This is a genomic window from Kitasatospora sp. NPDC058190 (assembly GCF_042883685.1).
Classification (GTDB): Bacteria; Actinomycetota; Actinomycetes; order Streptomycetales; family Streptomycetaceae; genus Kitasatospora.
In genome coordinates, this window is sequence record NZ_JBHVVI010000042.1 from 55157 (window position 1) to 68488 (window position 13332).

Genomic DNA, 13332 nt, shown 5'->3' on the forward strand with positions numbered 1-13332 from the left:
CCGGGGCGTTTCCCCGCGCCCTTCCAGTGGGAAGGGAAACGCCCCGGGCGGGGTCAGCCCGCGTAGGAGTCGCGCAGCCGCTTCTTGTCCGGCTTGCCCACCGAGGTGAGCGGGATCTCGGCGACCAGGTGCAGGGCCTCCGGTGCGTAGATCCGGCCCTTGTTCGCGGTGACGAACGCGCGGACGTCCGCCAGCTCCGGCTGCTGCCCCGGCGCGGGGACGACCGCGACGTGGACGTGCTCGGCCTCCTGGGCGTCGCGCACGCCGAACACGGCGCACTGGGCGATCGCCGGGTGGGTGAGCAGCAGGTCCTCCACCTCGGAGGGGTAGACGTGCCCGCCGACCACGATGATCTTGTCCTTGACCCGGTCGGCCAGGTAGAGGTAGCCGTCCTGGTCGAGATAGCCGATGTCGCCGGTGTTCAGCCAGCCGTCGCGCATCACCTCGGCGGTGAGGTCGGGCTGCTTCCAGTACCCGGCCATCAGGGTGGCCGAGCGGACGTGGATCTCGCCCTGCTCGCCGGTCGGCAGCTCGGTGCCGTCGGCGGAGCGGATCACCACCTCGGTGCCGGGAACGGGCCGGCCGACCGAGACCTGGCCGCCGTGCCCGACCCGGTCGTGCTCGTGCGGGCCGAGCATGGCGATGTACTGCGCCTCCGACATCCCGTAGCCGCCCGCCAGGACCGGCCCGAACACCTTGAGCGCCTCGCGGATCCGGGTCGGCGAGGCGGCGCAGCCCCCGTAGAGGATCTTCTGCATGCTGGACAGGTCGGTGCGGCCGATCGCCGGATGGTCGAGCAGCCGGTAGAGCAGCGGCGGCAGGACCCACATCTCGGTGATGCGCTCGCGCTCGATGGCCGCCAGGACGTCGCCGGGCTCGAAGGAGCGCTGGATGACCACCGAGCCGCCGTGGAAGAGCGCCAGGTCGGTGAAGATCCCGGACATGTGGGCGAGCGAGGTGGCCGCGAGGTAGCGGGTCGGCGCACCGCCGACCGGGCCGGTGTACGGGGCGTCGAAGATGCTCCGGTAGGGGCCGTGCAGGCTGAGGATGCCCTTGGGGATGCCGGTGGTGCCGCCGGTGTGGCGGATGCCCAGGTGGTCGTCCGGGCCGAGCCGGACGTCCGGCTGCTCGGCGGGGCGGTGGGCGGAGGCGGCGATGGCGTCCTCGCCGATCGAGGCCGGGCCGGGGCCCAGGGTGAGGACCGTCGGCACGTCGACCAGGGCGAGCAACTCGGGGGCCGTCGCGTACCGTTCGGCGTCCACCAGCAGGACGGCGGTGTCGACGCTGGTGACGATCTCGGCCAGGACCGGGGCGCCCATGCCGTCGTACAGGCTCACCACGCGGGCGCCCGCGAGGCCGACGGCGTAGCGGGCGCTGAGTGCCTCGGCGGTGTTGCCGGCGAGCAGGGAGACGGTCATGCCCCGGGTCACGCCCCGGGCGATGAGTTCGTGGGCCAGTCGGTAGGTGGCCGCGGCGAACTCACCGGCGGTGATCTCCACGCCGTCGGCGGTGGTGATGGCCGGCCGATCGGGGTCGGAGGAGAGGGACCGGAGGATCAGGGCCGGGCCGCTGACGAACTCCGCGTCGGTCATGGCCACTTCTTCTTTGTAGTTTGCAACCATGTTCGACAGACTATCCCTATCCTCCGTTTCTTGGCAGCGAGTTGATGATCACTCAGATATCAGGAATACCCGGGTGAGCCGAAGCGCGCCAGGTAGTGCCAGACCTTCTTGACCGCCTGCGGGTCGTGCCGGCCGGTGGCGGCGGCAGCACCGACGACGGCGGGATCGAGCGCGCCGTCGACGGCGATCGCGGCGCCCAGGTCGACGAACTCCTTCCCGCGGAAGGTGGGGTGACGGCGCAGATCGTCGACGGTGAGTCGGAAACCGGGGTGCCACTCGACCGGGCAGGGCAGGCGCCGGGCGGCCCGCTCGACGGCCGTGCCCCGGTAGCAGGGGTCCAGGACCAGGGCCTCGACGTCGCCGGCCAGCCGGACCGGGCCGTGCACCTGCGCCTCGATGTAGTCGTCGAGGCTGTCCTGGCGGTCCGCCAGGGCGATGTCGATCAGCCCCATGCGCTCGGCGGTGCCGAAGTCCGAGGGTTCCAGGAAGCTGTCCGGGTAGCAGAAGGTGCTGCGTCCCAACACCTGGGCGGTGAGCCGGAAGTGGGCGGAGCCGAAGCGCGGTGCGGCGCCGACCGGTTTGCGGCGGAAGTTCAGTGCCCCGTAGACGGGTCGCTCGGCGGAAGGCGCGGCGTCGTAGGCGCCGTTGAAGATCCGGCTCTCCCAGCGCCAGCGGTCCCCGCCGGGGTGGGCGGTCAGGCCGCCGTTGCTGGTCCCGGTGACGAACTGGGAGCGGTAGACGCCGTCCTCCGCGAGGGCTTCCAGGATCGGTCGGCCGTTCGCCGTGCGGTCCGGATGGAAGTTGAGGGTCAGCCGCAGCGTCGGGTCCACCGGCGGGCCGGAGGACAGCGCGGCGACGTGCCCGAGGGCCTGGTCCTGCGGTGTCGGGATGGCGTCGGTGCTCATTTCCGTAGTGTCCCCGAGCCGATCGGCCGGTGCACGCGGGTTTCCGGGCTCGGCCTTGCGCGGACTTCGGGTCTCGCGGGTGCTTTCACGGGACGCCGCACGGGAAGTCGGACCGGCCGACTTCCCGCGCGGTGGTGGTTCGGTAGCGGCGGTTCAGTAGCCGATGGTGAAGCGGCGCTGGACGAAGCGGGGCAGCTCGGCCTCGTCGACCAGGGCGACCGCGGCGTCCTCCGCCGAGATCCGGCTCGCGCCGTCGGCGTCCAGGACGGGCTGGTCGCCGCCGATGCGGAAGCGGCCGGTGCGCTCGCCGGGGCCGATCTGCTCGGCGGGGCTGAAGTAGGTCCAGAGCCGGTTCGAGGCGCGCAGGACGTTCAGCGCCTCGCGGTGGCCTCGCACGGCGGCGGCGTACTCGCGGGGCAGGCCGAGTTCGTCGAGCGAGGCGTGGATGAGCTCGTCGTGGTCGGCGCGGACGACGCCCGGCTCGATTTCCAGGCTGCCGGCGCCGCCGATGACGATCAGTCGGGTGCGCGGGTGGCTCTCCAGGGCCTTGAGCAGAGCACGCGCGGCGGTGGCGTAGACGGTCGGGTCGGCGATCGAGCGCCGGACGGTGTCGTTGAAGTCCTTCGCCGCGTTCCCGGGCTGGAAGCCGCTGATCAGGACGTCCAGGCCGGGCAGGGCGGCTTCGATGCTCTTGGCGTCCAGGACGTCGATGCTCGCCCAGGCGAGGTTCTCCCGCCGGTCGGTGATCGCGGAAGCGTCCCGGCTGAACGCCGTGACGCGGTGGCCGCGTTGGAGGGCTTCGGTGACGACCCGGCTGCCGATGGTGCCGGTGGCTCCGATGACGCCGATGTGCATGGTTCTCCCCTTGATTCATGCGGTGGTCACGGTGGTCATGGCGAACGCGCGGCGCAAGGCAGCCGCCTCACGCCGTGCGAAAACTATACGGCGTGAAGTTTCTGAACGGCAATCAGGCGGGTGACGCTGTAGAGTGAGCCCGTGGCAGGCACCCGAAGCACCGGACGACGCGAGCGGCTGCGGGCCGAGACGACCGCCGAGATCAAGCGCACCGCACTGGAGTTGATGGGCGGTGGCGGCCCGGACGCGATCACCCTGCGGGCGATCGCCCGCGAGATGGGCATGACCGCCAACGCCATCTACGGCTACTTCGCCGCCCGCGACGACCTGGTCACCGCCCTCATCGAGGACGTCTACACCGCGCTCGCCGACGCCGTCGACGCCGCCTGGGCGGCGTCCGCGCAGGGCACCCCGGCGGTGCGGATCCAGGCCTGGGCGCACGCCTTCCGGGGCTGGGCGCTGGCCAACCCCGAGGGCTTCCGGCTGATCTACGGCGACCCCGTCCCCGGCTACCGGGCCCCCGACGGCGGTCCGGCGCCGGACGCCGCCCGCCGGGTCTGCGTAGGCATCGCCGCGCTGGCCGACGCCGCCTGGACCGCTGCCCAACCGGCCCACGGGGGCGACGAGTTCGACTGGGACGACTTCGACCCCGGCCTGCTTGGCAAGGTCCGCCCGGCGTTCCCCGCCCTACCGCCGGCCGGGGTGGCTCTGGCGCTGCGGATCTGGGGCCACCTGCACGGGCTGGTCGCACTGGAGGTCTACGGCCACCTGAGCGCCCAGACGCTCGCGCCTGACAAGCTCTTCCGCGCCGAACTCAGCCAGTTGGTACGAACGTTGGGCCTCGCGTAGGAAGTCGGCGGGGTCGACTTCCTACGCGGCGCCGCGAGGGGCGTCCTACGCGTCCGGGTCCACGCCTGCGCGTGCGCGGCCTGCAACCCATCTGGCGGGAGCGGGCTTCTCCGTCGGTGTCCTGGTCCGGATCGGCGGCTGGCTCCGGGCGGGCTCTAGAGCTGGTCGTAGATGGCGGCGAGCTGCCGTAGGACGTCGGTCGCGGCGCCCAGGGCAGTGGTGTCGTGGTGTGCGAGTGCGGCGTCGAGTGCCTGGGTCAGGGCGGCCTGGCGTTCGTGGTGGCGGCTTCGGCCTGCGTCGGTGAGGGCGACCAGGACGGATCTCTTGTCGTTGGCGGGGCGTTCGCGGGTGACGTAGCCGACGGCGGCGAGGCCGTTGACCAGTTGGGTGGTGGCGGCGCCAGTGGTTTCGGTGGCGGCGGCGAGCCGGCCGATCGGCAGCGGGCCCGCCTCGGCCAGCACCCGCAGGGCGCGGGCATGGGTGAGGGAGAGCGCGCCGTGGGTGCGGGTGGCGCGTCCACGCAGGCGGGAGTCGGCGGCGCTGAGGCTGTAGGCGGCGCGGGCGAGTTGGTCGAGGGCCGCATCGCGGGTGGTGTCGGACATCGGCGGGTCTCCGTGTCGCTGATCGGTGGGCGGGTTGACAACCAGTCTAGCCTAAGTACTTAATAATTAAGTACTTAGGCGTCACCGAGCGCCACTCCCCTTCACCTGAGGACACCTGTCATGACTGTTCGTTCGACCGGCCAGAGCTGGGCCCTGGACATCGCCCTCGCCCAGGGCGGCTTCGACGCCCTGCACCCCCAGGCCAAGGGCACCTTGGAGCAGCTGGGCCACGACCACACCGACTTCGACAAGGTCTTCGACCTGGTCCAGAGCGGCGTGATGCTGCCGAAGGCCTGGGCCACCATCGCCGGGCAGGCCGAGGAGCGCGCCGCCCACCACGAGCGGGGCGGCTTCGCGCAGACCGCCGCCGACCTGTACGTGCGCGCCTCGGTGATGTGGGGCCGCGCGCAGTACTCGATCTTCGACGCCGCCGATCCGCGCAAGCTCGCCTTCCGCGAGCACGCCAACCACTGCGTCGAGCGCCTGGGTGCGCTGCGCGACAACCGGGTGCGCCGGGTGGCCCTCGACTTCGAGGGCAAGCAGATCTTCGCCCTCCTCCACCTGCCGGCCGGCGAGGTCCGGAACGCTCCGGCGGTGATCCTCGGTCCGGGGATGGACATGATCAAGGAGGACTACATCTACGCGGCCGAGCGGTACTACACCTCGCGCGGGATCGTGGCCCTGTCCATCGAGGGCCCGGGCCAGGGCGAGAGTCGGGCGAACGGGCTGACCGTCGACCTGACCAACTACGAGCGCGCGATCGGCCGCTACCTCGACCACCTGGCCTCGCTGCCGGAGGTCGACGCGGCCCGGATCGGCATGTTCGGCATCTCGATGAGCGGCTACTGGGGCTCGCGCGCCGCCGCCACCGACCCGCGCCTGGCCGCGCTCGCCGCCTTCGAGGCCGTCACCGGCGACTTCACCACCATCTTCGAGCGCGCCCAGCCGACCTTCAAGAACAACTACATGTTCATGGCCGGCTACACCGACGAGGACGCCTTCGACACCGAGCTGGTCGCCCGGATGCCGCTGGGCGACCTGGTCCGGAAGATCACCTGCCCGGTCCTGTACGGCATCGGCGAGTTCGACGAACTCACCGTGCTGGAGCAGGCGCTGGCCAACTACGAGCGGGTCCGCGCCCCCAAGGAGATGCGTGTCTACGAGAACGAGTTCCACCCGCTGGGCGGCGTCGCCGCGGAGGTCTTCCGGTTCGGTGCCGAGTGGGTCGAGCGAGCCCTGAACGGCGAGTTCGCCGAGCCGGGCCGCGACGTGCGCCACTACGTCCACAGCGACGGCCGCACCACCGACGGCACCGCCAACCCCACCTGGTGGCTCGGCGCTACCCCCGCCCAGATCGCCGCCGCCGGCCAGGCATAACGCCAGGGCATCGATGAGACGTTCACCGGCAGGAGAGGGGGCCGACAAGCACCGGCCGCGCGCGTTCTCTGCGTCGAACTGAAGCGACGAGTCGCCGAACGGCACGGTGGTCCGGATCACAGGTCGGACCTTCGAACGGCAGGGCTGCGAATGGCTCCCAGAACGGTTCGGCCAGCCGAGATGGCAGGACAGGTCTGCCCGGCAGTTGCGGAGTGTCACAACTCCGCGATCGCCGGGACCTGTTGTCGGCCTTCCTGCCGGAGCGCCCCCCTGCCTATATGTGCAACCTCTTATGGGGCCGCCCCTCGATCGTGTGCGGTCGGCGTTGGCAGCGGCAGCGGCGGGCGACGGCCTGGCGCTGCCTGCGTGACCCCGGTACCCGCGATCACCAGCCCGGCCGCGAGCAGCCCGGCGAGCCTGTTCCTCCGATGAGCCATGTCTCTCCCCTGCATGAAAGCTGGTGTGAATGACTGGAGATGCACGATGCGTTGGAGCTGCCGTAGCGTCAATATCCGTGTCTGGAGCGCGAGTACATCGGGACTGGCGTGGGCGGCCGCCGTTCGGTTGCGTCGCAGCGGAGCTCGGGGGGGAGTCGATGGGGTCGACTTCCCGCGCGGGGTGTCGGGGGCGGGGCTCGCCCGGTGGGTCAGGGGCGTTGCGGGCGGACGAAGCGCAGGGCGAGTCGGACCGCCGGGAGGAGCGTCCAGCACAGCGAGGCCGAGTGGGTGACCAGGGCGAGGGGTATCGAGGCCGCGAAGGTCACGATCACGGCGGCGATCCAGGAGAGGGTGTTGGTGATCGCCGAGGGCGGGGTGTTGTCGCGCAGCAGGCCGGAGCGTCGCAGGGTGGCGAAGGCCTGCCAGAGGAACAGGCCCGCCAGGGCCTGGCTGGCCGCGTAGACGGTGAACTGGACCTGGTACGCGTCGGCCTCACTGGTCAGCAGCTTGGTGGCGAACGGCGTGATGACGATCATGAGCAGCCACAGCAGGTTCCACAGGATCGCGCCGCCGGTCAGCCCCTTGGCGTAGCGGAAGAGGCGCTGGTGGAACAGCCAGTGCATGGCGACGGCCGTGAAGCTGATGAGGAACGCCGCGTACTCCGTCAGGTGCTCGTGCAGGAAGTGCACAACGGCGCTGTTGCCGTGGACGCCTTCGGTCGGGACCGGTAGCTCCAGCGCGAGCAGCGTGATGGCGATGGCGATCACGGCGTCCGAGAAGTAGATCAGTCGTTCCGGACCGGCCAGTTCGACCTCGTCGGGCTTGCCGGGCATCCCACCTGTGTGTTGCGCAGCCATCTCGACCATCTCTTCCTATTCCTCCGATTGCAGTGTTGAACGGTCAGGCTGTGGTGTGCTCGGCGGCAGCTGCGGCGGCCTCGGCCTGGGCCCGGCCGGCGTACCAGCCTGAGAAGGCGAAGGGGATCACGAACGCCAGGACCTGCACGGTGATCAGGGGCAGCGCCGCGGCGTGGTCGTAGCGGACGACGAGGGCGCAGGCAGCGGCAGCGGCGGCGAACGCGGTGGTCCACGCGCCGGTCAGCACCATGTTGACGCGGATGAAGCGGGGTGCGTTCCAGAACTCCTGGGGCACCTGGGACCGGGCGATGGAGAGGGTGAACGGCCGGCGCACCACCAGGGAGGCCAGCGCCGTCACCGCGAGGACGGCGTTGGCCAGCGCGCACGTCCAGGTGTTCAGGCCCGATTCCGGGGCGGCGAGCGAGATCGCGGCCATCGCCACGAAGAACGCGCACGTGGCGGCGCCCAGCAGGTCCACGCCGCCGGCGCGGAGCCGGGTGGCCAGCGACAGGACGGCGACCAGGGCGGCGGCGCACATGCCCAGCCTCCAGTCGAGCGGGCTCAGCGCCGCATAGCAGAGCCATGGTGCGAAACCTCGAACGTAGTTCACCGCGGCGATCCCCCCGGAGTCACATTCCACTATTGGACGGTCAAAGAATGACGGGTCATAGGTGTTCTGTCCAGTCCTGACATGTCAGCCCGGTAGTAGGGTGCACGTATGAGCCTGCGCCACGCGATCCTGGGCCTGCTGGCCGAGAACCCCAGTAGCGGATACGACCTCATGAAGCGCTTCGAGTCCTCGCTCGCCTTCGTCTGGCCGGCGAAGCAGAGCCAGGTCTACGGCGAACTCGCCAGGCTCAGTGAGGCCGGGTTGATCGAGGTCACCGGCACCGGCGCCCGCAACCGCCGCGAGTACGGCATCACCGACGAGGGTCGCGCCGAACTGCGGGACTGGCTGATCGGGCCCGGCGCCGAGGCCGCCTACCGCAGCCCCGCACTGCTGCGCGTCTTCTTCCTGTGGACGCTGGAGCGCGAGGAGGGCGCCGCCTATCTCCAGGAGTTCGCCCGCCGCAACAAGGAACGCAACGCCTTCCTCGAAAGCCTCCGCGATGGCGCGGAGTGGCGTGGCGATCCCGTCCAGGTCTGCGAGTGGCTGGCGCTGGAGTTCGGCATCCGCGCCTCCCAGTCCGCCGGGGGCTGGGCGGAGTGGGCGGCCGAGCAGCTGACCGAGCACCTGTAGGAACGCGACAGAGGGCGCCGCTTCGGGCGCTTCGTGAAGCGGAAATGCGCAGGAAGTCGGTGGGGCCGACTTCCTGCGCTGCGCGGGCTGGTGTTGTCAGGCTGGGCCGGGGCCGTCGGCCGGCTGGGGGAGTGCTGTGGGAAGTCGGCCGGTGGTCGCCCAGGACCTGATCATCGGTTGGACGGGGCTGCGAAGGCGCCGGCGAGCAGGACGTGGAGCAGGAGTTCGGCGGCTGCCGAGAACAGGAGGGGGGAGGATTCCTGGTCATAGCCGGCCCGGTCGATCACCAGTCGGCCGGCGGGCAGGGCCCCGCTGTACAGGTCTGCGCGAAGGCCGGTCGACTCGTGGCGGTCGTGGTCGACGGCGGGGTTCCTGCGGTACGTCTTCACGACGAACACGCAGGCCCCCCAAGCGCAGTGCCGGAGTTGAGGAACCGGCGGACGTCCGAGGCGAAGGCGGCCAGCTGCTCCCCGCCCTCCAGCCAGGTGGTGACCGAGGCTTCCCAGGAGTTCTCCTGGGTGGTCCACGGCCGGATGGTCCAGGTGAGGCCGACGTGGCCGCCGGACCGGAAGACGGCCCGCAGGGTGAGGTGGTGGGTGCTCCAGGTGCGCTCGCCGTCCCAGCCCCGGAAGTCGGCGGCGAGCTTGTCGAGGAAGTCGGCCAGGTGCTCCGGTCCCCACGCCCAGACGACGACCGAGTCGACCCGGGCTCGGAGGCCTTCGCCGTGCAGGTCCACCGTGAAGCCGGTCCCGTACTCGTCGGGGAAGTGGCGGTCGGTGAGCGTGACCCGGGCGGTCGGGTCGTCCTGGGAGTGGACGGTGACGGCCGGTGTGTCGGTCGGCTCGGCGGGCTCGGCGTTCATCCGCTGGACAGTAGACGGCTTCGCGCCGGAAGTCATCGCGATTCCGTCTGACCGGGCAGGTGGGAGGCGTCGACGCGGTCGGACTCTCCGGGTCAGCCGACGGCATGGAGGATCGGTGCCCAGGTGGCACCGGTGAGTGCGGCCACCGCCTGCTGCTCGGGGAGCGGGGGAGCGGCCCGGGTGGGCTTCGGTGCGTCGGGGCCACTGCCGCCGGTGCTGTTCCACTGCACCAGCTGAAGCTGCGCGCCGGTCGACTTCAGGGTCACCGTCACCGTCCAGCGGCGGGCGGTGTCGGCACGGGCCGGGTGCTGGGCGGCGTTCTGCTCCGACATCACCACGGCCCCGCCGGGAATCGAGGCACTGCTCGGCAGTTCGCTCAGCGTGCAGGTGTCACCTGCGGCACGCGCGGGTGTCCGCTCGCAGCTCAGCCCGTCGCCGTCCCTGAGCGGCAGCTTGAGCCGCACGGCCGAGACGCCGACCATGGCGGCGCCGTGCCCGTCGTCGACGACCAGTTCACCGTTGGCGACGTACCCGCCGGACGGATCCGAGGGGTTGTTGCTCTGCCCGGTCTCCTGGCTGAACCGGCCCCCCGGGAACGTCAGCTCCAGGGCCCGGATCATCTGGGTGTCGGTGATCGCGGAACGGGGCATCGCCAGCGCCGCCGGCTCGATGTCGGATCCTGCGGAGCGGGTCCCGGCGAGCGCGCCGGGGATCGCCAGGCCGGCTGCCGCGATCGCGGCGCAGGCGCCGACCCCGGCGATGACGCCGACGCTGCGCCGACGCCGACGGCTGCGCCCGCGCTCGACGGCTCCGCTCAGGAGCGTGGTGAGATCGGGTTCGAGGGAGTCGGTCGTGCGGTCCAGGGCATGGGCGAGGTCTGCTTCGAACGGCATGCTGGCGTCACCTTCTCTGTTGCTGACGGGGGCTTCGTGATGGTGTTGACCTGCGGGCACCGGTGCTCAGTGCGGAACCAGGTCGGACAGGCTGTCGCCGAGCAGCGCACGCACCCTGCCGAGTGCGCGGGTGCCCTGGGAGCGGACCGCACTGCTGCTCAGCCTGAGCATCCGGGCGGTCTCCTCGATGCTGCGGTCCTCCCAGTAGCGCAGCAGCAGCACCGCCCGGTCGCGGGGCGGCAGTTGGCCGAGCGCGTCCAGCAGGGTGAGCCGCAGCGCGGTGTCCGGGCCGATGGCCGCACTGTCGGGCATGTTCCCGATGGGGCGCTCGGCGGTGCTGCGCCGACGCCGCAGGCTGAGGAAGGTGCGGACCAGTACCGTCTGGGCGTAGGCAACCGGGTTGTCCGCACGGGCCACCCGCTTCCAGTGCACGTACACCCGGCTGAGGGTCTCCTGGACCAGGTCCTCGGCAAGGTGCGTGTCGCCGGCCGCGAGGACGTACGCCGAGCGGTACAGCGCCTTCGCCCTTGCTGTCACGAATTCCAGGTACTCATCCTCCTGTGCTGATTTCACTCGGTTCCCGCCCGTTCGCTCGTCCTGTGATCGCCGTGCATACCCTTCATGACTACGTGAGGCGTCAGGATGTCGTGCGGGCAGCCGAATTCTCCTTCAGGGGGCGGTGGCCTGGGCGGCGCGGGTGCGGCAGTGGGTGAGGGCGAGCCTGATGCGGGCGTCGGGGGTGGGGGTGGTGGAGAGGAGTTCGCCGGCGGTGACGAGGGTGGTCCAGTAGCGGGTGGGGTCGCCGGTGCGGGGGAGGGGGTGGGCGGCGGCGAGGGAGAGGTAGGCGGCGGTCAGGTTGCCGGTGGTGAACCAGCGGGCCAGGCCGTGCTGGTGGCCGGCGCGGATGCCGCCCATGGCGTCGATGGCGGTGAGGAAGAGGTCGACGATCGCGAGGTCGCGGGCGTCGAGGGTTTTGGGCATGGCGGAGTTCCTCAGGGGGCGGATGAGGGAGCGCGAGAGTAGTGCGCAATCACGCTATGCATGCAAATGATTGCGTTCTGGTGTCAATCATCGAGGCTGCGGAGGTACGGTGACGCCAAATCGGCGTGTGGGACGTGCGGCGCACAACTGGGGGCAGTGATGGCACAGCGGAAGAGCAGGCGGGGGACCACGGCGAGCTCCGCGATCATGTTCGGCGAGGAGATCCGCTACGCGCGCGAGGCGGCGGGCTACGTCCAGGAGGACGTGGGCAAGCTCCTGCACTGCGACCGGACGGTGGTCTCGCGGACCGAGGGCGGGAAGCGGAGGCCGTCGATCGAGGAGGTCGAGGAGCTCGACCGGCTGTACGGCACCGGGGACTTGCTGAAGCGGCTGTACGGGCGGGTCGATTGGAACGCTTCGATCGAGCACCCGGACTGGTTCCAGGAGTACGTGGACCATGAGGCCATCGCCATCGGGATGCGGGCGTACCAGGACAGCGTGGTGCACGGCCTGTTGCAGTGCTGGCAGTATGCGCGTGCGCTCTTCGCTGCGGGCGATGCGGCGGGCAACGCGGAGGAGATCGAGGAGCTGACCAGGGCTCGACTCAGTCGGCAGAGTCGCTTTCTCGTGCCTGACGGGCCGCTGTTGCTGGTTATCCTCGATGAGAGCGCCATCCGTAGGGTCGTGGGTGGGCCCAACGTGATGAGATGTCAGATGGAGCACCTTCTGCGGGTGGCCCAGCTTCGGAACGTCGTCATTCACGTGGCGCCGTTCGCGAACCGGCGAACCCTCATTGACACGGATATGGTGTTGCTGGAGCTGCCGGACGGGCAGCGCGTGGTGTACTCGGAGAGCCTCGATCGAGGTCATCTGAGCGGTGATTCTGCCACCGTGGCCAGGCACCAGCGTCGCTATGATCGGCTCCGTGGCGAATGCCTGTCAGAGAGCGACTCGCTTCGGCTGATCGCCGAGGCGCTGGAGGGGTTCAGAGATGAAGAGCAACGAGCTCGCCGCAGTCGCCTGGCGGAAGAGCAGCTACAGCGGCACCAACGGCGGCAACTGCATCGAGGTAGCCCTCGAATCCCTCCCCGGCGCCGTCCCAGTGCGTGACTCGAAGGACCCCAACGGCCCGATCCTCCTCTTCTCCACGTCGGCCTGGGAGTCCTTCGTCTCCGGCGTTCAGACTGGCGACTTCCAACCCTGAGGCCTTCGCGTCCTCAGACTCGGAAGCTCTCAATATCCGATGTCGTGCTGGTGAACCCGTTGGTCGAGATCACCCGCACCCTCACCTCCGTCCCGGGCGGGAACTGGCTTCGATCGAGCGAAATCCTCGGGTCCTTCAGGCCGACTCCTCTCGCCTGCCAGGTTCGCCCGCCATCCGTACTCATCAACGTGGCGAAGGTCTGGCCTTCCGTCGGCGCCTGGCCGAAGTCCAGTTCGAGCCCGAACCTGCCTTCGCCCGCCGTCGACTGACGTGCCCCTCGTAGGACCGGCTCCGGTGGTGAGGGTGTCCTCCGCCAGCAGCCGCTGGCGGATGCCCTCGTAGGTGCTGTACTTGTCACTCGGAAGGCCGCGACCTGCGGCGATGCGTAGACTTCCGGGCGACTTGTCAGCGGGTCTTTCCGGTTGATCTGTCAGGTTCCTCGGGACTCCTGCCTGTGACGGGCGGCGTGACAGGCCGATGCCAGCACGCCCGTTCGATGCAAGTCGCTGACCTGCGACGTGACATCGGCGTGAGACTGCGGCTGAGAAAATGACAAGTGCCTGAGGTGACGCCTACTGACGGGCGTTCTTGGCTGTGGGCTGCGTCTTCTGGTTGTAGATCTCCTTGCCGTCCGCGTTGTAGGCATGG

At 70.3% G+C, this 13332-nt stretch carries 16 protein-coding genes; 5 read left to right on the top strand and 11 right to left on the bottom strand.

What is annotated here, in order from left to right; translation table 11 throughout:
- Positions 1-53 precede the first annotated feature (53 nt).
- The 3 genes from ACFVWU_RS20405 to ACFVWU_RS20415 all read right to left on the bottom strand — a co-directional run bounded on the left by ACFVWU_RS20405 (position 54) and on the right by ACFVWU_RS20415 (position 3382).
- A complete protein-coding gene (locus ACFVWU_RS20405; RefSeq protein ID WP_387622713.1) occupies positions 54-1592 on the bottom strand; it encodes an AMP-binding protein in 1539 nt (512 codons plus the stop codon).
- Positions 1593-1681: 89 nt separating this feature from the next.
- On the bottom strand, positions 1682-2527 hold the full coding sequence (locus ACFVWU_RS20410; protein WP_387622716.1) for a DUF3626 domain-containing protein: 846 nt from the start codon (positions 2525-2527) through the stop codon (positions 1682-1684).
- 153 nt (positions 2528-2680) lie between these two features.
- Complete coding sequence (locus ACFVWU_RS20415) at positions 2681-3382, bottom strand: NAD(P)-dependent oxidoreductase (RefSeq protein WP_387622718.1); 702 nt, start codon at positions 3380-3382, stop codon at positions 2681-2683.
- A gap of 141 nt (positions 3383-3523) precedes the next feature.
- On the opposite strand from ACFVWU_RS20415, the gene ACFVWU_RS20420 reads away from it, so the two are divergent.
- Positions 3524-4231, top strand: coding sequence for a TetR/AcrR family transcriptional regulator (locus ACFVWU_RS20420; RefSeq protein ID WP_387622721.1), 708 nt, complete (start codon positions 3524-3526; stop codon positions 4229-4231).
- Positions 4232-4386: 155 nt separating this feature from the next.
- Here the strand turns inward: ACFVWU_RS20420 and ACFVWU_RS20425 are convergent, their stop codons facing one another.
- A complete protein-coding gene (locus tag ACFVWU_RS20425; protein ID WP_387622724.1) occupies positions 4387-4833 on the bottom strand; it encodes a MarR family winged helix-turn-helix transcriptional regulator in 447 nt (148 codons plus the stop codon).
- Between the two features lie 120 nt (positions 4834-4953).
- Between ACFVWU_RS20425 and ACFVWU_RS20430 the strand changes: the two genes are divergently transcribed.
- The gene (locus tag ACFVWU_RS20430) at positions 4954-6210 is read left to right on the top strand and encodes an alpha/beta hydrolase (protein ID WP_387622727.1); all 1257 of its coding nucleotides are present in this window, start codon (positions 4954-4956) and stop codon (positions 6208-6210) included.
- A gap of 646 nt (positions 6211-6856) precedes the next feature.
- Here the strand turns inward: ACFVWU_RS20430 and ACFVWU_RS20435 are convergent.
- Positions 6857-7480: a TMEM175 family protein gene (locus ACFVWU_RS20435; protein WP_387622730.1), complete on the bottom strand. Its 624-nt coding sequence runs from the start codon at positions 7478-7480 to the stop codon at positions 6857-6859.
- A 67-nt stretch (positions 7481-7547) separates the two neighbouring features.
- Positions 7548-8114, bottom strand: coding sequence for a hypothetical protein (locus ACFVWU_RS20440; protein WP_387622732.1), 567 nt, complete (start codon positions 8112-8114; stop codon positions 7548-7550).
- A gap of 108 nt (positions 8115-8222) precedes the next feature.
- On the opposite strand from ACFVWU_RS20440, the gene ACFVWU_RS20445 reads away from it, so the two are divergent.
- Positions 8223-8744 carry a PadR family transcriptional regulator gene (locus ACFVWU_RS20445; RefSeq protein ID WP_387622735.1) on the top strand — a complete coding sequence of 174 codons (522 nt, stop codon included), beginning with the start codon at positions 8223-8225 and terminating at the stop codon, positions 8742-8744.
- Between the two features lie 170 nt (positions 8745-8914).
- Here the strand turns inward: ACFVWU_RS20445 and ACFVWU_RS20450 are convergent, their stop codons facing one another.
- From ACFVWU_RS20450 to ACFVWU_RS20470, 5 genes are all read right to left on the bottom strand, one after another.
- A complete protein-coding gene (locus tag ACFVWU_RS20450; RefSeq protein ID WP_387622738.1) occupies positions 8915-9142 on the bottom strand; it encodes a hypothetical protein in 228 nt (75 codons plus the stop codon).
- A complete protein-coding gene (locus tag ACFVWU_RS20455; protein WP_387622740.1) occupies positions 9130-9606 on the bottom strand; it encodes a DUF6228 family protein in 477 nt (158 codons plus the stop codon). The genes ACFVWU_RS20450 and ACFVWU_RS20455 overlap by 13 nt, the downstream gene beginning before the upstream one ends.
- Before the next feature lie 92 nt (positions 9607-9698).
- Positions 9699-10499 carry a hypothetical protein gene (locus ACFVWU_RS20460; RefSeq protein WP_387622742.1) on the bottom strand — a complete coding sequence of 267 codons (801 nt, stop codon included), beginning with the start codon at positions 10497-10499 and terminating at the stop codon, positions 9699-9701.
- A 66-nt stretch (positions 10500-10565) separates the two neighbouring features.
- Positions 10566-11072, bottom strand: a complete 507-nt coding sequence (locus tag ACFVWU_RS20465) for a SigE family RNA polymerase sigma factor (RefSeq protein ID WP_387622745.1) — start codon at positions 11070-11072, stop codon at positions 10566-10568.
- Between the two features lie 96 nt (positions 11073-11168).
- On the bottom strand, positions 11169-11480 hold the full coding sequence (locus ACFVWU_RS20470; protein ID WP_387622747.1) for a hypothetical protein: 312 nt from the start codon (positions 11478-11480) through the stop codon (positions 11169-11171).
- 207 nt (positions 11481-11687) lie between these two features.
- On the opposite strand from ACFVWU_RS20470, the gene ACFVWU_RS20475 reads away from it, so the two are divergent.
- Together ACFVWU_RS20475 and ACFVWU_RS20480 are read left to right on the top strand one after the other, a co-directional pair.
- On the top strand, positions 11688-12590 hold the full coding sequence (locus ACFVWU_RS20475; protein WP_387622750.1) for a Scr1 family TA system antitoxin-like transcriptional regulator: 903 nt from the start codon (positions 11688-11690) through the stop codon (positions 12588-12590).
- Entirely contained in the window at positions 12544-12684 is a 141-nt protein-coding gene (locus tag ACFVWU_RS20480; RefSeq protein ID WP_387622752.1) for a DUF397 domain-containing protein, read from the top strand. The genes ACFVWU_RS20475 and ACFVWU_RS20480 overlap by 47 nt, the downstream gene beginning before the upstream one ends.
- The last annotated feature ends 648 nt before the right edge of the window (positions 12685-13332 follow it).

Bases quoted from the DNA above. Each gene is read 5' to 3' on its own strand.
- ACFVWU_RS20405 (WP_387622713.1), bottom strand. From the start codon at position 1,592: ATGACCGACGCGGAGTTCGTCAGCGGCCCGGCCCTGATCCTCCGGTCC.
- ACFVWU_RS20410 (WP_387622716.1), bottom strand. From the start codon at position 2,527: ATGAGCACCGACGCCATCCCGACACCGCAGGACCAGGCCCTCGGGCAC.
- ACFVWU_RS20415 (WP_387622718.1), bottom strand. From the start codon at position 3,382: ATGCACATCGGCGTCATCGGAGCCACCGGCACCATCGGCAGCCGGGTC.
- ACFVWU_RS20425 (WP_387622724.1), bottom strand. From the start codon at position 4,833: ATGTCCGACACCACCCGCGATGCGGCCCTCGACCAACTCGCCCGCGCC.
- ACFVWU_RS20430 (WP_387622727.1), top strand. From the start codon at position 4,954: ATGACTGTTCGTTCGACCGGCCAGAGCTGGGCCCTGGACATCGCCCTC.
- ACFVWU_RS20435 (WP_387622730.1), bottom strand. From the start codon at position 7,480: ATGCCCGGCAAGCCCGACGAGGTCGAACTGGCCGGTCCGGAACGACTG.
- ACFVWU_RS20445 (WP_387622735.1), top strand. From the start codon at position 8,223: ATGAGCCTGCGCCACGCGATCCTGGGCCTGCTGGCCGAGAACCCCAGT.
- ACFVWU_RS20455 (WP_387622740.1), bottom strand. From the start codon at position 9,606: ATGAACGCCGAGCCCGCCGAGCCGACCGACACACCGGCCGTCACCGTC.
- ACFVWU_RS20460 (WP_387622742.1), bottom strand. From the start codon at position 10,499: ATGCCGTTCGAAGCAGACCTCGCCCATGCCCTGGACCGCACGACCGAC.
- ACFVWU_RS20470 (WP_387622747.1), bottom strand. From the start codon at position 11,480: ATGCCCAAAACCCTCGACGCCCGCGACCTCGCGATCGTCGACCTCTTC.
- ACFVWU_RS20475 (WP_387622750.1), top strand. From the start codon at position 11,688: ATGTTCGGCGAGGAGATCCGCTACGCGCGCGAGGCGGCGGGCTACGTC.